The sequence below is a fragment of the Paenibacillus sp. TCA20 genome (genome assembly GCF_000732325.1).
Classification (GTDB): Bacteria; Bacillota; Bacilli; order Paenibacillales; family Paenibacillaceae; genus Paenibacillus; species Paenibacillus urinalis.
Genome location: NZ_BBIW01000002.1, coordinates 388,834 through 410,510, shown reverse-complemented (window position 1 = coordinate 410,510; position 21,677 = coordinate 388,834). Strand labels below are relative to the sequence as shown.

Annotated in this window: 16 protein-coding genes; 15 read left to right on the top strand and 1 reads right to left on the bottom strand. The window is 46.3% G+C overall.

The genetic code is table 11. The features are described from left to right. Positions 1-2 precede the first annotated feature (2 nt). From TCA2_RS05485 to TCA2_RS05450, 8 genes are all read left to right on the top strand, one after another. The gene (locus TCA2_RS05485; protein ID WP_047910548.1) at positions 3-1,337 is read left to right on the top strand and encodes a 5'-deoxyadenosine deaminase; all 1,335 of its coding nucleotides are present in this window, start codon (positions 3-5) and stop codon (positions 1,335-1,337) included. Positions 1,338-1,441: 104 nt separating this feature from the next. Beyond that, positions 1,442-2,545: an XdhC family protein gene (locus tag TCA2_RS05480; protein ID WP_052511760.1), complete on the top strand. Its 1,104-nt coding sequence runs from the start codon at positions 1,442-1,444 to the stop codon at positions 2,543-2,545. Continuing rightward, the gene (locus tag TCA2_RS05475) at positions 2,493-3,143 is read left to right on the top strand and encodes a nucleotidyltransferase family protein (protein ID WP_047910547.1); all 651 of its coding nucleotides are present in this window, start codon (positions 2,493-2,495) and stop codon (positions 3,141-3,143) included. The genes TCA2_RS05480 and TCA2_RS05475 overlap by 53 nt, the downstream gene beginning before the upstream one ends. Positions 3,144-3,164: 21 nt before the next feature. Then, complete coding sequence (locus TCA2_RS26055; RefSeq protein WP_052511757.1) at positions 3,165-4,064, top strand: xanthine dehydrogenase family protein subunit M; 900 nt, start codon at positions 3,165-3,167, stop codon at positions 4,062-4,064. 30 nt (positions 4,065-4,094) lie between these two features. Next, positions 4,095-6,386, top strand: coding sequence for a xanthine dehydrogenase subunit D (gene pucD / locus TCA2_RS05465; protein WP_047910546.1), 2,292 nt, complete (start codon positions 4,095-4,097; stop codon positions 6,384-6,386). Continuing rightward, positions 6,383-6,886, top strand: coding sequence for a (2Fe-2S)-binding protein (locus TCA2_RS05460; RefSeq protein WP_238546297.1), 504 nt, complete (start codon positions 6,383-6,385; stop codon positions 6,884-6,886). The genes pucD and TCA2_RS05460 overlap by 4 nt, the downstream gene beginning before the upstream one ends. A 237-nt stretch (positions 6,887-7,123) precedes the next feature. Beyond that, positions 7,124-7,594 (top strand): GNAT family N-acetyltransferase, encoded by a 471-nt coding sequence (locus TCA2_RS05455; RefSeq protein WP_047910545.1) that lies wholly within the window; start codon positions 7,124-7,126, stop codon positions 7,592-7,594. A gap of 268 nt (positions 7,595-7,862) precedes the next feature. Continuing rightward, positions 7,863-9,380 (top strand): glycoside hydrolase family 43 protein, encoded by a 1,518-nt coding sequence (locus tag TCA2_RS05450; RefSeq protein WP_047910544.1) that lies wholly within the window; start codon positions 7,863-7,865, stop codon positions 9,378-9,380. Positions 9,381-9,525: 145 nt separating this feature from the next. Here the strand turns inward: TCA2_RS05450 and TCA2_RS05445 are convergent, their stop codons facing one another. After that, positions 9,526-10,392 (bottom strand): AraC family transcriptional regulator, encoded by an 867-nt coding sequence (locus tag TCA2_RS05445; RefSeq protein ID WP_047910543.1) that lies wholly within the window; start codon positions 10,390-10,392, stop codon positions 9,526-9,528. Positions 10,393-10,557: 165 nt separating this feature from the next. On the opposite strand from TCA2_RS05445, the gene TCA2_RS05440 reads away from it, so the two are divergent. The 7 genes from TCA2_RS05440 to TCA2_RS05410 all read left to right on the top strand — a co-directional run bounded on the left by TCA2_RS05440 (position 10,558) and on the right by TCA2_RS05410 (position 21,638). After that, on the top strand, positions 10,558-12,258 hold the full coding sequence (locus tag TCA2_RS05440; RefSeq protein WP_047910542.1) for an ABC transporter substrate-binding protein: 1,701 nt from the start codon (positions 10,558-10,560) through the stop codon (positions 12,256-12,258). A gap of 315 nt (positions 12,259-12,573) precedes the next feature. Further along, on the top strand, positions 12,574-13,791 hold the full coding sequence (locus TCA2_RS05435) for a Bcr/CflA family efflux MFS transporter (protein WP_047910541.1): 1,218 nt from the start codon (positions 12,574-12,576) through the stop codon (positions 13,789-13,791). Positions 13,792-13,947: 156 nt separating this feature from the next. Continuing rightward, entirely contained in the window at positions 13,948-15,846 is a 1,899-nt protein-coding gene (locus tag TCA2_RS05430; RefSeq protein WP_052511755.1) for a PAS domain-containing protein, read from the top strand. 237 nt (positions 15,847-16,083) lie between these two features. Continuing rightward, positions 16,084-17,115: an ABC transporter substrate-binding protein gene (locus TCA2_RS05425; protein WP_047910540.1), complete on the top strand. Its 1,032-nt coding sequence runs from the start codon at positions 16,084-16,086 to the stop codon at positions 17,113-17,115. Beyond that, positions 17,112-19,217 (top strand): Fe(3+)-hydroxamate ABC transporter permease FhuB, encoded by a 2,106-nt coding sequence (gene fhuB / locus TCA2_RS05420; RefSeq protein ID WP_047910539.1) that lies wholly within the window; start codon positions 17,112-17,114, stop codon positions 19,215-19,217. The genes TCA2_RS05425 and fhuB overlap by 4 nt, the downstream gene beginning before the upstream one ends. A 348-nt stretch (positions 19,218-19,565) precedes the next feature. Beyond that, on the top strand, positions 19,566-20,225 hold the full coding sequence (locus tag TCA2_RS05415) for a GntR family transcriptional regulator (protein ID WP_047910538.1): 660 nt from the start codon (positions 19,566-19,568) through the stop codon (positions 20,223-20,225). Positions 20,226-20,300: 75 nt separating this feature from the next. Then, complete coding sequence (locus TCA2_RS05410; RefSeq protein WP_047910537.1) at positions 20,301-21,638, top strand: ABC transporter substrate-binding protein; 1,338 nt, start codon at positions 20,301-20,303, stop codon at positions 21,636-21,638. Positions 21,639-21,677: the final 39 nt, after the last annotated feature.

Here is a 21,677-nt window from a genome sequence, read left to right as displayed (position 1 = left end):
ATATGGGAACGATCCTCATTAAAGGGGCTCAAATCGTCACCATGAATCCGAATGAAGAAGTGCTGATAGGTGATTTATTAATAGAAGATAACCGGATCAAAGAAATTGCTTCCAGCATTGATGTTACCGCGGACCGCATCATTGAAGCGGGCGGCAGAGCACTTCTGCCCGGATTTATACAAACTCATATCCACTTATGCCAGACGTTGTTCCGCGGAAGGGCAGACGATCTGGAGCTCATGGATTGGCTTCGCAAGCGGATCTGGCCGCTGGAAGCAGCACACGATGAGGAGTCGGTCTATTACTCTGCTCTGCTCGGGCTGGGCGAACTCATAGCGAGCGGCACAACCACCATTCTGGATATGGAGACGGTTCATCATACGGAATCGGCCTTTCAAGCCATTGCACAGAGTGGAATCAGGGCCCTCTCCGGAAAGGTCATGATGGATCATGGTGATGAAGTGCCGCTGCCACTGCAAGAGACAACTGCGGATTCCTTGCAGCAGAGCGTTGCTTTGCTTGAGAAATGGAACGGCTTTGGTGGAGGAAGAATTCAATATGCCTTTTGCCCGAGATTTGTTGTCTCTTGTACAGAGGAGCTTCTAACCGAGGTTCGTGATCTGTCGGCACAATATAATGTGAAGGTGCACACCCATGCCTCCGAGAATCGGGGCGAGATTGAGCTTGTCGAGAATGAACGGGGCATGCGCAACGTCGTATATCTAGATCATATTGGGCTCGCGAATCAACGGCTCATTCTTGCACATTGTGTGTGGCTAAGTGAGGAAGAGAAGGAGATTATACGCAAGCGTGATGTCAAGGTAACGCATTGTCCTGGCTCAAATATGAAGCTGTCCTCCGGCATCGCTGACATACCCGATCTGCTGAACCGGCAGGTTCATGTGGGCATCGGAGCGGACGGTGCTCCATGCAATAACAATCTGGATATGTTCCAGGAGATGCGATATACAGCTCTTATTCATAAAGTAGAGCATGGACCGACGGTCATGGACGCAAGGACAGTGCTTCGTATGGCTACGATGGGCGGTGCTGAAGTGCTTGGTCTGGCCAAAGAGATCGGCAGCCTTGAGGTTGGGAAGAAGGCAGACCTGGTTCTGCTCGATTTAAATGATTTTCATACGTTTCCATCCCATGAGGTTGATATCTATTCCCGTGTCGTATATTCAGCCACACGAAGCAATGTAGATACCGTCATTATTGATGGCCAGATTGTTCTTGAGAACCGTATGGTCAAGACCATTGACAGGGGCATTGTGCTGAGAGAAGCAGATCTGAGTATAGCCCGGTTAATGAAGAGAAATAAACATATATCTTAACATGGATTGTCCCGGATACGGGCGGCAGCTGCCGCTCGTATTTATGCATTCTGAAGCCATGTCAGCTTTATGAAGCCGCCAATATCATTTAGGAGGGGATCGGTATGGAAATGCATGATATCTGCAAGCTGGTTCAAACCACGGAAACAAAGTTTGTGCTTGCTACCGCTGTATATGTAGAAGGTCATGCCTACCGCAAACAAGGCGTATCTATGCTGTTCTCAGAACAGGGGCTCATGTATGGAAGCATTAGTCCTGGATGTATAGAGACCGATCTCTCCTTGCATGCAGAGTATGTAATGTCTACTGGATGCCCTCAAAAAATCGTCTATGATATGCGCCCGGACGATGACCTCTCTTGGGGCGAGAACATCGGCTGCGGCGGTTTGCTCCACATTCTGCTGGAGCCTGTCGATGAGGCGTTGAAGCAGATCCTGCTGGAAATGGGCGGGCTGCTAGATCGCGGAATTCAAGTTGATCTGCGTAGAAATTGCTCTGCGGACGAGGGAGCTATTCGAGATTATTCCGTTCAATGCATTCCCCATAAGGATAGCGAACCCTTCAAATCACATGCCAAAATAACCCACCATCCAAGTTACGCAGCTCAAAAGTGGAACAGTGGGGCATGGCTTTACTCTAATACCTACACACCGAAGCCGAGGCTTATTGTAATCGGTGCGGGCAATGACACAATTCCTGTCGTTCGCATGGCACTGGCTTCCGGGTTTCGAGTAGTGGTAGCTGACTGGCGTGAAGCGCTTGTCAGTGCAGACCGATTCCCGGGTGCAGAGCTCTTGGTTGGTTTTCCAGCTGAAATCTATCCTCGCCTCCAAATAACAAGTCAAGATTATATTTTGCTGCTAAGTCACCATTATCCACATGAACGAGGCTTCCTCGAATTGTTGTCAGCTGCAGATACAAATGTAAATTCAGCTTCAATTGCAGATATACCATACACCTATTTAGGTATTCTGGGTTCCCGGACGAGAACTTCCAGATTGATAGACGGCCTGCCTTCATTGCCTCGTTTACACGCACCGGTGGGCTTAACGATTGGATCAGAAGGACCAGAGGAGATAGCGATTGCTATCGTTGCAGAGCTGATCTCCGTTAAAAGAGGTCAGCCCTGGGGTGCCGGTAAGGAGGAGAAGCTAAATGCGGAAGGCAGGAATTATTCTAGCTGCAGGAAACAGTCAGCGAATGGGTGAACCCAAGGTGAATCTTCCTCTGGTTGATGAGATGACGATGGGAGCTGTAGTACTTCAACAGGTGGTTGCTTCTGAGCTGGACTTCATCGTCGTGGTCGTTAGACCGGATGATCCGCTGACATGGGTCAGTACAGCTGAAGAGCAGAAGGTATATATATCCGTGTGCCATGAAGCACGGGATGGAATGGCATATTCTCTGCGGCAAGGAATCAGAACAGTGAAGGAAAAAGGAGCCGATTGTGCCATGATACTGCTTGCAGACCAGCCCCTCATTCAACAGGCTCACATCAATCAACTGATTGCACGTTTAAAGTCTTCTCCTGATCTTGATTATGTAGCAGCCAAAGATCATGACGAGCTTAAGCCGCCCATTTTGTTTAGCCGTACCATGTTCAACTCTTTAATGCAGCTCAAAGGGGATGAAGGCGCACGCAAACTGCTGCGAAGCAGCACTATTCAAGGAATCGGTATTCCTTTTAATAAAGATCAGTTTCTGGACGCAGATACAAAGGAAGAGCTTGCTGTAATCAAACAAAAACTGTCGAAGGAAAGGCAGCTTGTACATTTGCATTCAGATGATCTCTATGAAGATACATAGGAAGCTGAAGGAGGTACTTCAATGTCATTGAATGAGCATAAGCCAATCACTTATCCCACGGTATGGCAGCCTGGAGATATATATGAAGCAAGGAATATAGCAGAAAAATTGAATGCAGGCTTTGTCTGGGCTTCAGGTACAACGCTTCTTCGAACACAGTGGGAGATGGGTACGGCGCTGATGCCCGAGCATCTAATCAGCCTGAATCGAATCCCGGAGATTCGGAACATATCAGAAGATCCAGAGAAGCTGAATATTGGAGCCATGTGCAGGCTCCGGACATGTACCGAGGATATTCGATTTCGGGACAGCTTCCGACTCATTCATGATGCAGCTGAAGTCATCGCGGCTCCTTCTATTCGGAATCTAGCCACCATCGGGGGCAATGTTGCTTCAGGTGTGGGCGATATCATTCCAGCCCTACTCGTCTATGATGCTTCATTGCTATGGCTTACCGAGAAGGGGCTTGAAGAAAAGAGCCTGCTGTCCTGGCTTGAGGAGTGGAAAACAGGACAGCGTAATGCTTCTGATCTGCTGCTGAACATCTATATTCCAGTAGAAACGAGGATCCATACGCATGGTCAGAAATACCGACCTGTATCCTTCTTTCACAAAATCGGCAGAAGAGAAGCTTTTACCCCTTCATTAGTGACCGTTGCAGTTCATGGTTCCATAAATGAGGCAGGCACATGGGATTCCATAGCGATTGCAGCAGGTGGAGGCTCCGGTCACGCGATGAGGCTTAGAGAAAGTGAAGCCTTGCTGCGCGAACATAAGATGAGCGAAGCCTCTCTAACCAAGCTGGCAGAAACGATTGAAGCAGAGTTCGTAACCTATTCAGATCTGTATGCCTCAGATTCTTATCGTAAGCTATCGGCTTCTAATCTGATTGTATCGAGCTTATGGAAGTCCTTGAACTAGGTAGTCATGGGAGAAGGAGTGTGAAGCTTCATGCGGCTAAACAAGGAAAACAGCGGAAAGAGATGGTATACCCGTCCAGACGGCAAAGAAAAAGTAACCGGAACACTTCAATATTTAACCGATAAATCACTTCCCGGCATGTTATATGGAAGGGTACTTCGAAGCATCCATCCCTATGCGAGGATCATTAGTGTAGATACAGCGGCTGCTGAAGGTCTTCCTGGTGTGCAAGCCGTGCTTACCCATAAGGATGTTCCAGGGATGAATGCCTTCGGCATCGCTACCCCTGATCAGCCTGTCTTCTGTGATGAATTTGTTCGCTACACAGGAGACGCAGTCGCAGCAGTAGCTGCAGACACGCTGGAAATAGCGGAAGCTGCCCTTAAGCTGATCAAGGTCGAATATGAGGTGCTGTCACCACTCAGCTCCCCAGAAGCAGCGCTTGCTCCAGATGCGCCTAAGCTCCACCCGCATGGCAATATTTTGCATCGTACAGAAGTGAAGAGAGGGAATGCAGAAGCTGCATGGATAGAAACAGAGCATATCATCAGAGAGACATACTATACGCCTCGTCAAATGCACACTTATATGGAAACAGAAGGAGGACTGTTCGTTCCGGAAGAGAACGGCAGACTCAGTGTGTACGCACCGACCCAGCATGGATACAAGGACAGAATGCAGCTATCCCGTATTTTAAACATGGAAGAGGAAATGATTCGGGTTGTCTCGAGCCCTATAGGCGGATCGTTTGGAGGAAAGGATGAGCTGAATGTTCAGCCCTACGGTGCGCTGCTCGCCCTGAGAACTAAACGTCCAGTCAAAATTCATAATTCTCGCAAAGAGTCTGTACGTGCCGGGTTGAAACGGCATCCGATGAAGATTGAGATGGAGACCGGTTTTACGAAAGAAGGGATGATAACCGCTCATCGTGTAAGGATTACCGCCGATACAGGAGCTTATGCCACGCTTGGCGCGCCTGTATTGAACTTTGCGACAGAGCATTCCATGGGTCCTTATTCCATTCCACATGTAGATGTGGAAGGGCTATCGGTCTATACCAATAATGGAGTTTCTGGCGAGTTCAGAGGGTTTGGCGGAAATCAGGCAATCTTTGCTATGGAAGGGCAGATGGATCGGGCTGCTGCACAGCTAGGAATAGATCCTTGGGAGCTAAGAAGACGGAACCTCAGAAGTAACGGTGATCCGGGACCACTTGGTCAGCAAATTTTGGTTACAAACGGGCTGCAGGAAGTATGGGAAGCCGTTCATCATTCAGATCTATGGATACAAGAGGAGCGTACCGAGCTTCCACCTTGGATTCGTAAAGGGAAGGGTGCTGCGATAGCAATGCACGGTGCGGGTCTTGGTTATGGCATACCTGATCCTGCCGGCGGCAGATTGCGGCTGAATGAGGAGGGGAAGATTGAGGCGGCCTTCAGCTACGAGGAATTTGGGCAGGGACTCGTATCGACCCTCGAAATTATGCTGTGTGAGCTGTTTAACTGTGTCCGGGAGGATCTTGAGATCGTAATAGGGGATACGGATCGTGTACCGCACAGCGGTTCCAGTACAGCTTCCCGGTCAACCACAATGGCTTGGATGGCATTGCAGCGGTTAAAGACACCATTCCGAGACAAGATAACTCTTCTCGCCAGCCAGGCGACCGGGATTCCTGCACACGAGCTTGTCACCGGACCAGGGGGAATTTGGCGCAGGAGCCAGGAGAGTAGAGAGGATCAATACAGGGTTCTGTCATTTCAAGCAATTACACAGCTAGCGTCAGCTGAAGAGCTTACCTTTGATACCAAATTTGATTACCCCACAACCCCCGATGAAGTCGTTGGTGGACATTATTTATATACCTATGCCGCGGTAATGGCAGAGGTTGAGGTGAATACCTTGTCAGGTCAAGTGAAGGTTGATGACATCAGACATGTCGTAGCAGCGGGACCAGTGATGAACCCCATGGGATATGTCGGCCAGATTGAAGGGGGCAGCGGAATGGCCCTCGGGTTTACGCTGATGGAAGATTCCCTCATGGAGAATAGTGAATACATGACAACAAATCTGGACACGTATCTTATTCCAACTATTCAAGATATGCAAAAAAGACTGGATGTAGAGGCGATTGAACATTTGCCGGAGAATGATCCATTCGGACCCAGGGGCATAGGAGAGATCGGATCCGTTGCTCTGGCTCCTGCTATTGTCAGTGCGATATACCAGGCAACCGGAGTCTGGCTTAATAAGCTGCCTGTTCAGAGAGAGCAGCTGATCAAGCCCGTTTTCAGTGACAAGAAGGAAGGGGTGCAGCCATCATGATGGGAAATGAAATGATCGAATGGAGCTGTACGATAAATGGTAGTAATGTTCAGCTGACGGTTCCGGCTACCGAGAGACTGGTGACGATCCTTCGGGATCGTCTTCAGCTGACAGGTACGAAAATAGCCTGTGAGATTGGCCGCTGTGGAGCCTGCATGGTGCTAATGAATGATGAGCCGGTAAACTCCTGTCTGCTTATGGCTTATCAATGTGATCATCAGCAGATCGTTACGATTGAAGGTCTCGCACCTTCTAATGATGATGAGCTTCATCCCATACAGCAGGCTTTTATTGATGAAGGCGGATTCCAGTGCGGATATTGCACACCAGGCATGATATTGACGACCAAAACATTGCTGGATGCTCATCCTGAACCGAGCCTGGAGCAGATTGAGAAGGCACTTTGCGGTAACTTATGCCGCTGTACTGGATACGGGGGAATTGTTCGCGCTGTACAGCAAGCAGCCTGTACGAGTGCGGTGAAGCCTGTGCAGGAATAATAGAGTAGGATTGGAATGACTCATATCGATAAGATATGGGTTGTTTTTTTGCAGGTTGTGCGAGCCGTGGAATAGATAGAGAGTTATACTCTGTATAATCTTAGTCAAACGTTATTGAGAATAACTGGCTTGATGCATTGTCTGATCAAGGGATTTGCACTATGATACATAGCAGAGAAGGCTATCGAGAAACAACGTATTATCCAAATCATTCATGCATATAGGAGAGTTTACATCATGTTATTAAGAGAGATCGAAGAAAGAGATAATAAGCCAGTTGAAGATTTAATCAGAACCTGTCTAATTGAATTTGGAGCGAATAAGCCGGGAACGGCATGGACAGATCCGAATTTGGGAGATTTCTATCATCTATACAACAAAGAAGGCTCTAAATATTGGGTTGTCGAGAAGGATTCCAAGATCATAGCGGGCTGTGGTATCGGACCCATCAGTGGATTCCCACATATATGCGAGCTGCAGAAAATGTATGCCTTCAAAGAAGCACGCGGTACGGGAGCAGCAAGACAGCTGCTGGAGGTCGCTTTGGATTATGCCCGATTGCACTACAGTGAATGTTACCTCGAAACGTTTAACAGCATGTCTGCGGCTAATCGATTCTACCAGAAGAATGGATTTGTGGCTTTAACGAAGCCTCTGATGGATACGGAGCATTTCGCATGCGATGCATGGTATATCAGATCACTGTAACTGGGTTCGATAAAGGTCGATAAAGGGATTCTATTCCTATCAGTTGAATAATAGGAGTGATATTGGATCAGCAGGAAGTTAACAAATCCTGATTGATACTAATATGATCAAGCGGCTGTTATATACGGCCGTTTTTTTGTTTATATAAAATCCCCGTCTAAATCGTGCTAGAAACGTGACTTATTAATCAAGGTTTCTGAAGGAGGAATGCAATAAAATGATGTACATCTTAGTTAATAAGTTAAAAAGATAGAATGGAGTGCATCGTATGCAGTACACAAACCCTGTTATTCCCGGATTTTATCCGGATCCCAGCATTTGCAGAGTGGGTGAAGACTATTATTTGGTTACCAGCTCTTTTCAATACTTTCCAGGTGTACCAATATTTCATAGTATCGATCTCGTGAATTGGGAGCAGATTGGACATGTACTTACAACAGAACAGCAGCTTCCCTTAACGAATGTACCGAGCTCATGTGGCATCTTTGCTCCTACAATCCGATACCATGAAGGCTGGTTCTATATGGTAACGACAAACGTAGGGGGCATCGGCAATTTCTATGTGAAGACACAGAATCCGGCAGGAACATGGTCTGACCCGATACGTGTAGCACAGGATGGAATTGATCCTTCCCTTTTGTTTGATGAGGATGGTAGTGTCTACTTTCAGTCAACCCGTTCCGGAGATCAAGGGGATGGAGTTTATCAATGTGAGATTGACATAGAAACCGGCGACATGCTGACAGACAGTCGTCTGATCTGGACGGGAACAGGAGGCGCATACCCGGAAGCCCCTCATTTGTACCGGATAGGGGATTACTATTATTTGATGCTGGCCGAGGGGGGAACCGAGTACGGGCATATGGAGACCATAGCGAGAAGCAAACAGCCTTACGGGCCATTCGAAGCTTGTCCCCATAATCCCATTCTGTCCCATCGTAGCCTGAAGAGCAGCATTCACGCTACAGGCCATGCTGATATCATTGAAGCTCATGACGGCAGCTGGTGGGCTGTATTTTTGGGTATCAGGCCGGCTTCTTACCCGATGAGGCACCATTTGGGAAGAGAGGTATTCCTAGCACCTGTGACTTGGACCGAGGATCAATGGCCAATCATTGGTAATGGAGGACGAGTTGAGCCTGTTATGGATGCACCACAATTTATAGGGAATCCGCTGCCAAAGAAACCTATTAGAGATGACTTTGACCAGGCTGAGCTTGGAGTAGATTGGACGTTTCTGCGTAATCCGAGACCGGATAGCTGGTCATTGACAGAGCGGGCAGGTTATCTAGCGCTCCGAGGAGATTCCGTTACACTCGGTGATATCGGATCTCCGGCATACATAGGACGCAGGCTAAGTCATTTTAAGAGCAGAGTAACGACTTCGGTTGAATTTGAGCCTGCGGTCGATGGTGACGAGGCAGGACTTACCGTATATATGAATGAGAAATACCATTATGAACTGGCGATCGCTTCTGTGAATGGATGCAAGAAGATTATATTCAGAAGAACCGCAGGTTCCTTGAAAGTCGAAGAGCATTATGACTGCCCTTCAGGACCAGTTCAGCTGGAGGTTCAAACCGACCGAGAATACTTCACCTTCTCATTTCGTGATTCGGCTGGTTTTGTATCGGTTACAGCTGGAACGGCGGAGACGGCCTTCCTGTCTACAGAAGTTGCCAGCGGTTTTACGGGGGTTATGATTGCGATGTTCGCGGCAAGTCCTGCTGGTGATGCTGTGCCTTCCTATTTCGATTGGTATGAGTATGAACCTCAAGATGAATAGAATAGAATGAAGGAGCCTCTATTTTCTGACCATTCAATACTATTAAATGTTTTTTTAAAATGACAAAAGAGACAGATTGACATCAAGAATGACGTCGATCTATCTCTTTTTTTGTATTACATAGCACTATACATTTCTCTATACATCAGGATGAATCACTTTGCCTGAATGCTTTGGGGGAGAAGCCATATGCTTTTTTAAATTGTCTCGCAAAATAATTACTGTCATTGAATCCGGATTGATATGAAATTTCCGTAATGGGGAGCCGGGTCAATCTCAACAACTGACAGGCCCGCTCTAATCGGAGACGCTGTAGATACGCCATCGGTGAGGTTTGGTAATAGGATTTGAAGATCCGGTTCAGATGCCTCACAGAGACATCGGCATGCGCTGCAACCTCTTCAAGTGTGATCGGCTCCAAGTAATGATCTTCGATGTAGGAAACCGCTGCAGCCAGGTGCATGACATGGCCACCCGTATCGGTATCATTATTCTCATAGTGGCGGGACAAGTGCACAACCAGCTCCATAAATCGGGAGATGAGCATTGTTTTATAGCCCTGCTGCTTGTTCTCATATTCATCAATCATGGTAGTCAGAAGGGAGGTGACATAGTCCAAATTAGTGAGTGACATATAAAGCTTACTAGCATTCGACTGAATGTTCCGATAGAGCGGCTCAAGTACAAATAGTGCTTGATAACCTTTTGAAGCATTTAGATCAGAGCCTATGTAGGTCAACAAATCAGCCTTGTACATAATGTTGCAGATTCTAAAATCCTGAGGATCCTTGTACCCATGAACGGTCTCGCCGTTAATGACAAATACATGCCCTTTCTTGATAAAGGATACTTCATTATTAACGATATGGTTTGCATGCCCTTGAAGAACGATGACCAGTTCTGAGAATTCGTTATGTCTATGCAAGGTCGTATCCTCATCGTGACCGCCATATTGAATAAAGAACGGAAACTCTTCATCCAGTGTAAACCAGTTTAATTGTACCTTATTCACAATATCACCACAGAGCCGTACATCATCATGTCTATATCATCCTATATTGCTGACTGAAAAATCAAGGTTTGTGTTCTATTTATTCCATATACTGTGATTAAGAATTTGTTGTAAACGCATTCATCAATGAGATCAGAAATTCATAAGAAATAGGGGGTTCTAGAGATGAGACCTAGTTTGAAGAAAAAGAGAGTCGCCGCTTTGTTACTCACAAGCTCCTTACTCCTGGCTGCTGGATGCGGCAGCTCCACAGGGAGTGATGCACCCGAGAGTACAGATGAAGATGGGCCGATTACATTCACATTCTTCGGTGCAGATGCCAGTCCCAATTGGAACAGAATGGAGGATGCTGTAGGCAAGAAGATTACGGAAATGACGGGTGTAACCATTAATGCAGAGTTTGATATCTCCAGCGGAGGCGGAAATGACCGGATTTCACTCATGGCTGCAAGCGGCGAATATCCTGATTTAATTTTTCCTAAAGGGAACTTATCCAGACTGGTAGAAGCTGGAGCTATGCTCGATCTTACAGACTTAATTGAAGAACATGGACCAAACATCAAGAAAGCTTATGGTGAGCATTTCAATCGATTAAAATACAGCAATGAGGATCCATCGATATATTGGCTTCCAACCAATGGTGCTATTGACCAAACGTATTTCGATGCCACAAACGGGGTAGCCATTCAACACCGTGTTGCCAAAGAGCTTGGGTATCCCGAGATCAAGACCATAGAGGATTACGAAAAAGTAATTCGAGAGTATTATGAGCTGCATCCAACTACAGAAGACGGTCAGCCGACGATCCCGCTCACACTGAGCGCAGATGGATGGCGGAGAATGATTACGGTAACGGACCCTGCAGTAATGGCTACAGGCGGTCCAGGGGATGGGGAGTATTTCATTGATCCCGAGACTTATGAAGCGCAGCTTCATTACAAGCGTCCCGAAGAGAAAGAATATTTCCGTTGGTTAAACAAATTGTGGAACGATGGTTTAATAGATAAAGAAAGCTTTGTTCAGAAGGATGATCAGTATAAGGCCAAAATTGCAAGTGGTCGTGTGCTATCCCTGTTCGATCCAAACTGGGGATTCAGTGATGCAGAGAACGCGCTCAAAAGCTCGGGCATGGACGAAAACACGTATGGATTCTATCCAGTTACCTTGGATGAGTCCTTCAAGCGCGCAGACTTTCAGCCAATGGGCTTCGATGGATATGGTATTGGTATAACGGTGGATGCGAAGGATCCAGTTCGTGCTATCAAGTTCTTAGACTGGCTGTCCTCTGAGGAAGGGCAAATTTTAAGAAACTGGGGTATCGAAGGCGAGCATTATGTTGTAGAGGATGGGGTCCGGAAGATTCCGACAGACATTCAAGATCGAAAAAACAACGATAACAGTAACTTTACCAAAGAAACAGGGATTGGTCTCTACAACATATTTGGAGCACATTATGGTGACGGCGTGAAGGATTCGACGGATAACTACTACACAACTAATTTCCCGGAGCAGATTCAAATGGGGTATTCAGAGGCTGAGAAGGAAGTGCTTGCAGGCTACGGAATCAGCACCTGGAAGGAACTATTCCCATCCGAAGATGAATTCGCAGTTAAAGAGTGGGGAGCTGCATACAATATGCCAATCCCGACCGACAGCGGAAATTACAATGTTATCTACCAAAAAACGCAGGACATTATTCAGAAGCGCATTCCTGAAGCAATTATTGCAGCTCCGGATCAATTTGATGCCATCTATGACAATATGCTTGCTGAGCTGGATAAAGAAGGCGCAGTAGAAATGGAGCAGCAATATACGGGATGGATTAAAGATCGAGTGAGATTGTGGACCGGTCAGGAAATAGATTAAGAAAGATGAATACAGGGATTAAGAGGTTGTTAATCGCCTGAGTATTAAAGACTGGATTAGAAAGTCGCCTTCATGGCGGCTTTTTTGATATGGAAATCCACGGCGAGTTTACTGTGCCATATAGGAATGAATCACTTCGTGTTAAAGAAATGTCTTAACAAATAGCCAATCAATGCTTATAATGTTCAGAGCTTTGTCTTTTTTCGGAAATCTCATGCTTGTGCATGCATCTTCAGGGGGACAAGCCTGTGGCTTGTTATGTAAGACCGAAACAAACTTAAGCTAAATTCATAAGAAATAAGGTGTATACTGCGCATGCTGCATAATCCAACAGGTAAAGAGCGGTTAGCTTTAGCGTTTTTGTTAAGCTTGCTCGGCATATTAGGACCGTTCAATATCGATATGTACCTTCCCAGCTTCCCCGAGATTGGAGAGGATCTGGGTGCAAGAGCTTCACTTGTTCAGTTAAGCTTAACTTCATGCTTGATTGGTCTCGCTGTAGGTCAAATTATTGTAGGTCCCATTAGTGACGCTCGCGGTCGAAAAATCCCGCTGCTCATTTCACTCAGTTTATTTGCTTTGTCATCGTTATTTTGTGCCCTTGCGCCTAATATTTCTCTGCTGATTGCGGCAAGGTTCCTTCAAGGCTTCACCGCTGCTGCCGGACTTGTAATCTCACGTGCGGTGGTGCGAGACGTGTTTGACGGCAGAGAGCTCACGAAGTTTTTTGCCTTGCTGTCAGTCATTAATGCTGTAGCTCCAATGGTAGCGCCGATGTCTGGGGGAGCTATCCTGCTCATACCGTCAGCAAACTGGCAATCGATCTTTTATTTCCTATGTTTGTTTGGACTCTTTATCGTGCTGATCATCGGGATGCGTCTCAAAGAAACACTGCCTCCGGAGAAGAGGATGCCAAGCTCGCTTGGACATTCCGTGAAGACGATGGGAGACTTGTTTAAGGATAAGGTGTTCATGGGATACGCCCTTACCGTCGGGTTTATTCATGGCGGGAGCTTTGCCTATGTCTCAGGAACCCCATTTGTTTATCAGGAGATCTATGGAGTGTCACCACAAGTATTCAGCGTCCTGTTTGGCATTAACGGGATTGCCATCATCTTCGGAAGCTTTCTGATTGGTCGTTTTGGCGGTATTGTTCCTGAACGAACACTGCTCAGAATTGGGGTATGGGTAGCCGTTAGTGCTACACTCCTGCTCTTAATTACAACCGTACTGCGCGGACCTTTATTCCTCGTTGTGATATGTATCTTCATCTATATGATTACCATCGGAATTGTCGCGACAAGTACTTTCACGCTGGCAATGGAGCATCAAGGACATCGGGCTGGAAGCGCCAGCGCGGTATTAGGTTTAGTACCACTGCTGATCGGTTCTGCCGTTTCTCCTCTCGTCGGTATTGACGAAACAACCGCAGTGCCCATGGGAGCTATTTTATTCGTTACAGCCTGCTTGGGAGCATTCGTATTTACGAAACTGACCCGTGAGAATAAGCCAACTGATATTGGCAAATATTAATCGTGAGGCAGCCGAATTGGCTGTCTTTTCTTATATATAATCTTATATATAATCAACACAATAAAATTCAATAAATTCATTTTTATTTCTTCGTTTTGAACTCGGCTGCTTCCGGTTATTAATAGTATAGTTCTAGAAAAATAGAGGGGGAACTGAATGTCTGACTTAATCACAAAAAGCAAGCATTGGGAAAGTCTGTTTTACAGAGCTCCGATTCCCTCTGCGCTTGTGTTGGAAGAAAATGGCGTATGCGTCAATGTGAATAAGGCCATGGAGAACTGGCTGGGTATAAGCAGTGATCAGGTGAACTCACAACTGACTTTATTAGATATCATGGTGAATCCGAATCCTACTGAATTCAATCTTGTCCATATTGTGCAGCAGCTGAAGACAACTGAAGAAATGTCAATAAGCCGGCGCCTGCAATTCGTGGATCAGCGGGGCGCCGTCAGCACAGCAGACATGTGGATCAGTCTTATAGAGGAAGAAGGGTATGTCATTGTACAATTTGTCCCTTCTCCATCGAATAGTCCAGTAAGCAAGGTACAGAGCTTAGAGCCTGATGATATGGAGCGGGAGCTGCTGGAATATAAATCTCTTTTTAAATACAACCCGCTCGGCGTAGCGTCTTTAGATCTAAATGGTAACCTGATTCGAGTTAATGAAGGCCAGTGTGCGTTGACGGGGCATACCCAGGAGGAGCTGTTATCAGGTCATTTTTCACCCTTAATTGATCCGGACAGTTTACAGAAAACCCACGATCACTTCGCTCAAGCGGCCAAAGGAATTCCCCAGGAATACAATATCAAAATGCTGCATAAATCCGGTCATACCTTCGAAGCTCACGTCATCAATGTGCCTATCATTATGGATGGCCGTGTCGTAGGTGTCTATGGCATTACAGCCGACACAACCGAAAACACCGTCTATTTGAAGCAAATCGAGAATCTGGGTAAACAGCTGGAGTTAATCTTGAATACGGTTAAGGATGCGATCTTCGGTGTGGATTCGGAAGGACGGATATTGTATTTAAATAAAGCAGGTGCGAAGCTGCTGACAATGAACGAGGATGGGGTAATTGGATCTCGGCTGGCGGATTATCTAAACCAGTTTAATGAAAACTACTATCCGTACGACAAGAATCAGATGCCGATCCACAGAGCGATTCTATCAAATGAAGCACACACCTGTGTTCAAGAGGCAGTCTTTGGAAAAGAGGATGGCACCACTTTTATTGCCGAATATCAAGTGCATTCTATTATAGATCAGGAAAAAAAGGGTTCTGTCGTGGTTCTCAGAGATTTGACTTCTATGAACGAAATTATGAAAGCAAAGGATGAGGCGGAACGGGCAGAAAAGGAAAAATCCGAATTCCTATCCATCATGAGCCATGAAATTCGAACACCTATGAACGCCATTATGGGGATGGCTTCTCTGCTTGCAGACACGAATCTTAATGAAGAACAGCTCAGCTATGCGGAGATTATACTTAGCAGCGGTGATTCACTTATTCAAACATTGAATAATATTCTCAGTCTGAGCAAGCTGGAAACTAGCCGGGTAGAGGTACAGCAAACCTCATTTAATTTTCATGATGTGTTAGATGAAGTGACGAATCTCTTCAGTGTACAGGCAAGAAATAAGGGAATCATGCTAACGAAGGAATGTGATCAAAGAATACCGCACAGTATGATCGGTGATGTAGCAAAAATAAGGCAGATTCTCATCAATTTAATCAGCAATGGAGTGAAATTTACGGAATACGGTGAGGTGTCGATCCGAGCTGAATCAGTTCATATCCCTGGCCGCAAGCGAGTACTGTTGATGGTTCAGATTCAGGATACAGGGATCGGCATACCAAAGCACAAGGAACGGCTTCTGTTTCAATCCTTCTCTCAATTAGATCCCAAGATTAGCCGCAATTACGGAGGTACGGGTCTGGGGCTGGCGATAACAAAACGCCTCCTTGAGCTAATGGGAGGCAGCATCAGTGTTCAAAGTATAGAAGGGAAGGGAACGACATTCCAATTTTTACTGGAGCTGGAACATTTCTAAGATGAGGAATTTAAATAGGGAAAGCAGGCCATGGGGCGTAAACCTCTTAAGCGGCCTGCTTTTTGTTATCTCCGGAAGCTACGATGAATATCTCGGTTATACAAGCAAGAATTTTATTGACATAATCTAGGGGAGTATCTATTATTGTAAACAGTGATGATAATGATAACCATTATCAATAATGATTATCATCTAGTAATAATTATAAAATACATAGAGATTTGAGGGGGAAATGCAGTGCGTAATGCAAAGAGTTTGGTGTTCATCGTGTTAATGTTTGCTCTGGTGCTTGCTGGTTGTGGAGGTGGTTCAGGTACCGCTTCGAATGAAACTTCCGGGTCTGGAGAGTCAACGAATCCGCCTGCACAGAGTGCAGACAGCAATACGAGTGAGCCGCAGACGAGAACCATCAAGCATGTGCTGGGAGAAACAGAAATTACAGGTGTACCACAGCGTGTTGTTGCTCTGGAGTGGTTGTATGCTGAAGATGTGATGGCCCTTGGTGTTCAGCCCGTTGGGATTGCTGATATTGAAGGGATGAATACATGGGTTGATATTCCGGTTGAGATTGGTGGAGATGTGACGGATGTGGGTACACGTCAAGAGCCTAACCTGGAGATTATCGCCTCACTGAAGCCTGACCTCATCATCGGGCTTAAATCCAATCTTGGATCCAATTATGAAGCCTATACCAAGATCGCACCGACACTTGTGTTTGACCCTTATCCTGCTGAGGGAGAAGGAGATCAGTATGAAGAGATGCTGAGTACTTTTAATACGATCGCAGACGTGCTGGACAAGAAAGACGAAGCAGAAAAAGTACTCAGTGAGCTGGATCAAGCCTATGCTGACTCCAAAGCGAAATTGGAAGAGGCCGGTATGACTGAACGTCCGTTTGCACTTGCCATGGGATTCAGCAACCAAAATGCAGTAACCTTCCGTATATCGACGGATAATTCACTTGCGGTCAAGATTTTGGAGCACATCGGCTTGACGAACGCATATAAGCCTAGTCAATTTGAACCTTACGGCTTCACAACGACGGATGTAGAAGCTCTGCCAGCTCTGGAAGATGCGAATTTCCTTCATATTATTCAAGAAAGCGATAATGTCATCGATAATCAGCTGAAGGACAATCCGGTCTGGAATGGACTGAATTTCGTTAAAGAGAATCGTGTATATGCGCTTGGCGGTGATATGTGGCCATACGGCGGCCCATTATCCGCACAGGTCATGGCACAGAAGACGGCTGATTTGCTTACACAATGAAATTAGGGAAATATCGGGCTCAAGGTTCTGAGCCTGCGAGCATTCATCCAGCCCCCTCCGTCGCATCGGGGAGGGGCTGGAAGCCGTTATGGATGCTAGTAGCAGGAGTTGTATCGCTGTTATTACTTACATTTCTCAGCCTGACTCAAGGTTTAGCTGATATATCCGTCAAGACCGTGGTGCAGGCCCTGACAACTCCTCAGGATCTGGCAGAGCATCACATGATCCGCAGTGTTCGGCTGCCCAGAACAGTGATAGGTCTCTTGGCTGGCGCAGCACTTGCGGTATCAGGTGTGCTGATGCAAACTGTTACGCGAAATCCGCTCGCATCAGAGACGACCCTTGGTGTTAACGCCGGTGCTTACCTGGCTGTCGTCGCAGGCATGATCTTCTGGCCAGGACTTCAGCATATGTATGCACTGCCCTTGGCGGTCATCGGGGGGACTCTAGCTGCCCTGTCCGTGTTTGCGCTTGCGGGCAAAACAAAGGGTTCTCCGCTTCGAATTGCCTTATCAGGGATGATCGTAACCCTTGTGTTATCCTCGGTGACAAGTGCGCTGCTGCTGCTGAATCAGCAGACGACTCAAGGTATTTTTTTATGGGGCTCGGGATCACTGATTCAGAATGACTGGGACGGAGTCAACTTTACATGGCCTTGGATTATAGGCGGGCTCCTTGTGCTGATCATGGGAGTAAGGCAATGGGATGTGCTGACACTAAACGAAGAATCCGCACGTTCCATTGGACAAAAAGTAGGGACGATTCGCTTCCTTGCCATGGGTGCTTCCGTATTGCTAGCCTGTGTTACGGTAAGTGTGGTAGGTCCTATCGGATTTATCGGACTCGTTGCACCTCATCTTGTGCGATTGTCCGGAGTGAATCGACACGGGGGATTAATTCCGCTTGCTGCTCTATGGGGTGCAGCTCTGTTAGTAGGTGCTGATACCATCTCCCGTACATTTGTCGATGCATACGGGGAATTACCGGTTGGTGCAATAACGGCAATGATCGGAGCTCCTTGTCTTATATGGCTTGCCTTGCGTGTATCCCGATCGATGATTGGCAGCAGTGATAGTTCTGGCAGCTCCATGATGACAGGGACCAGCCTGCGTCGGATGCCATATCCATTGCTTGTTGGTATATTCGGTGGATTGTTGGTGCTTGTATGGATCGTCAGTCTGATGAATGGAAGCTTGTACATCCCATTTGCGGAAGTAGCCGCATTATTCACCGGAGGCGGTGACGAAATGTATCGCTCAATTCTGCTGGATAACAGGCTGCCTAGGCTCCTGACTGCTGGTTTATCAGGTATGGCGATTGCCGTCAGTGGATGCTTACTGCAAAATGCTGTTCGTAATCCGCTCGGTGATCCTCAGGTCGTCGGAGTTACTAGTGGCGCAGGAGCTGGAGCATTGCTCATAATGGTTAGCTTTCCGGCATTATCTGCGAATTGGATTCCAGTTGGTGCGGTGATTGGTGGAATCGTCGCTGCTGCGATTGTCTATGCGGTATCCTGGAAAAGGGGACTTCATCCAACGGTTCTTACACTCGTTGGGATCGCTGTGGCTGCCTTTGGATCCGCAATTATTAATCTAATGATTATCCATGCCGAGCTAGATGTCGCACCTGCCTTGTCATGGATGGCAGGCAGCACCTACAATCGAAGCTGGACAGAGGTCTTACGTATTCTTCCCGCAATCCTTATTCTGCTACCGCTTGCAGCATGGCTGGGACGAAGGGTTGACCTGTTGACCTTCAGTGAAGATACATCCAATGGTCTTGGGCTTCATGTTCGGAATACGCGTATCTATGTTGCGGTCATTTCTGTACTCCTTGCTTCAATCGCAGCGGCTAATGTCGGCTCTGTTGGTTTCATCGGATTACTTGCACCTCATGCGGCAAGGATGCTCGTAGGCTCCAACCATCGGAAGTCAATGGTGATCGCTGCTTTAATCGGTGGCATCCTCCTGGCCGGTGCGGATTTGATCGGTAGAGTGGTGATCATTCCGAAGGAATTGCCTTCGGGCATTGTTACTGCACTGCTGGGAACACCTTATTTATTATATTTGATGAGTCAAACCAATAAGCTAAAGCGAAAGTAAGTTAGTGAATGGTCAATCAAAACCTTAAAGCTATCCTGACGCGTAATAACGCAGGGATAGCTTTTTTGTTGCCATGTTCCACGTTGATATGCTTCACAAAATAGGGCAGGGGTTACACAGCGAGCTTGTATCTATTTATACTGATCAAAAACTAACATATAATGTTATTTTATTTGGGTGATGACTTGAATATGAACATGAATAGGTTGAATAATTAAATAATTTTGTGCACGATTCCGAAATAGTGTCAATTATATTGACCTAATGAAGCACTAAAATTATCATAATATCAAATTAAGAATTCAATCTTAATCGAATGGTAACTATTCTACAGGACGGAGTGAAAATATGAGCAAGCGAAAGGAGATGGAAATCTACAAGGCAATCAAATTGGCGATAACTCAGCATAAGCTTCTTCCGAATACTCAATTAGTTGAGGACTCGCTCGCTGAAGCTTTTCAAGTCAGCCGAACTCCAATTCGAAATGTGCTTAGAAGATTGGCGATCGAGAAGCTGGTTACAGATATTCCGTACAGAGGTGCATTTGTATCCTGTCCCAGTGCGCAAGAAGCGAGAGAAGTATTTGAAATGAGGAGGGTTATAGAGTCCTCGATGGTCAAAAAGCTCTGTACCATTGTCAAGCCAGAACAGCTCGGTCCACTGGAGACTCTAGTACTGGAGGAACATAAGGCCAGCCATGAGGGAGACATAGTAGGAGCGCTTGATGTCACCGTAGATATTCATTTGAAGCTGGCAGAGCTGGCAGATAATTATTACTATTTTCACTTTCTAGAAGAGTTAATATCACTAACTTCTGTCATTATTGCAATATACGGAACCAATAAAAGCTTTTGCCAAGATCATCAAGAGCTAATTAAGGCGATTATCCGCAAAGATGAACAAGAAGCGGTTCAGATTATGACCGATCATTTATGGCAAATTGAGCGATCGCTTAATTTTTCGGAAAAGTCAGTAACCACACTGAATTTCAAAGAAATTTTTCAGTGAATTTTTTTTGCTGCGGATTGTATCCAATCTTGGATTCCAAATCTTCCTGAAACGAATACAAAGGAGTGGGGAGAGTTGAAAAAAGCACCTATGATTCTGGCTTTGATCCTAGCGTTATCGAGTGGACTGACGGCATGTGGTGGACCTACAGATAGTGAAACGATGAGCGGCGACGAAGATAAAATGACGATCACTGTAATGCACAGGTATCAAAAATCGAATATAGGTAAGAGTCCTGAGGATACAGCTGTGTTGGATGGCCTTGATAGGTTCAGGAAAGATTACCCTGACATCGAAGTGGTAGAAGAGCAGCTGCAGAACGAGGATTACTCGATTAAAGCACAGGCGCTTGCGGCTGCAGATGATATGCCGGACGTATTCATCGTACCTGGATCGTGGATGACCAACTTCGTAAATAATGAAATTGTACTCCCTCTGGATACAGAGCTGGGGAAACGACCTGAGTGGAGAGATGGATATCGGCCTGGAACGCTGGATGCAGGGACAAGAAACGGTCAGGTGTATGGAATTCCGATCGCCGCAGGTCCAACACATTTAATATACTACAATGCAGAACTATTTTCGGAAGCTGGATTTACCGAATTTCCAACCTCATGGGGCGAATTGATGCAAGCCGGTCAAAGACTCGCGGATAAAGGAATAAATCTCTTTTCATACGGTGACAAATCAAAAGGTTATGCCATTTCCAGCTGGATCAGTGCGTTGACAGACCGGTTCACTGGTCCTGAATGGACGGAATCTATATTAGCAAAAGACGGGGCCAAGTTTACGGATGATGGGTTTGTAGAGGCTGTTACGATAATGAGTGATCTAGCTAGCGCCGGATACTTAAACAAGGATCTCAACTCGATTGATACCGAGACGATGGTCAATTACTATTTCGAGGGACGTTCTGCAGCATTTGTCAGTGGAATATGGTCGGCAATGAACATTGTCAACAATGCGCCAAGCCATATTAAGGAGACTACACGAGTAGCTGTATTCCCGGGAGTAGAAGCCGGACTTGGTCATGCACTCAGTTCATCTGGAGGAGCGGGAGTATATTATAGCATCAACTCTAAAGTAGAGCCAGGAAAGAAGCTGGATGCGATGATGACACTCCTTGAGTACTTGACAGGAGCTGACAGCGCGAAGCTGATGGCAGAAGTAGGCGGCTTTCCCGCTTATGATCCCGGAACATTCGATACTTCCAAACTTCATCCCATAGCACTCGCTGCCTATGAGGCTAGTGCGGCGGCAGAAGCGACCAAGATCTTCGACCTGTGGTTTGACGCTTCTATCGTTGAAGTTATTAATACGGAGATTCAAGGGGTAATGGCAGGATCCATTACACCCGAGAAATTTGCTGAAAGCACCCAGCGTGCATACGAGACATTTCTAAATAAGCCTTAATAATCTTATACCTAAGTATACGACTCGAAGATTAGTAGG

Coding starts and splice junctions, on each gene's coding strand:
- TCA2_RS05485 (WP_047910548.1), top strand. CDS start 3: ATGGGAACGATCCTCATTAAAGGGGCTCAAATCGTCACCATGAATCCG.
- TCA2_RS05480 (WP_052511760.1), top strand. CDS start 1,442: ATGGAAATGCATGATATCTGCAAGCTGGTTCAAACCACGGAAACAAAG.
- TCA2_RS05475 (WP_047910547.1), top strand. CDS start 2,493: ATGCGGAAGGCAGGAATTATTCTAGCTGCAGGAAACAGTCAGCGAATG.
- TCA2_RS26055 (WP_052511757.1), top strand. CDS start 3,165: ATGTCATTGAATGAGCATAAGCCAATCACTTATCCCACGGTATGGCAG.
- pucD (WP_047910546.1), top strand. CDS start 4,095: ATGCGGCTAAACAAGGAAAACAGCGGAAAGAGATGGTATACCCGTCCA.
- TCA2_RS05460 (WP_238546297.1), top strand. CDS start 6,383: ATGATGGGAAATGAAATGATCGAATGGAGCTGTACGATAAATGGTAGT.
- TCA2_RS05455 (WP_047910545.1), top strand. CDS start 7,124: ATGTTATTAAGAGAGATCGAAGAAAGAGATAATAAGCCAGTTGAAGAT.
- TCA2_RS05450 (WP_047910544.1), top strand. CDS start 7,863: ATGCAGTACACAAACCCTGTTATTCCCGGATTTTATCCGGATCCCAGC.
- TCA2_RS05440 (WP_047910542.1), top strand. CDS start 10,558: ATGAGACCTAGTTTGAAGAAAAAGAGAGTCGCCGCTTTGTTACTCACA.
- TCA2_RS05435 (WP_047910541.1), top strand. CDS start 12,574: ATGCTGCATAATCCAACAGGTAAAGAGCGGTTAGCTTTAGCGTTTTTG.
- TCA2_RS05430 (WP_052511755.1), top strand. CDS start 13,948: ATGTCTGACTTAATCACAAAAAGCAAGCATTGGGAAAGTCTGTTTTAC.
- fhuB (WP_047910539.1), top strand. CDS start 17,112: ATGAAATTAGGGAAATATCGGGCTCAAGGTTCTGAGCCTGCGAGCATT.
- TCA2_RS05415 (WP_047910538.1), top strand. CDS start 19,566: ATGAGCAAGCGAAAGGAGATGGAAATCTACAAGGCAATCAAATTGGCG.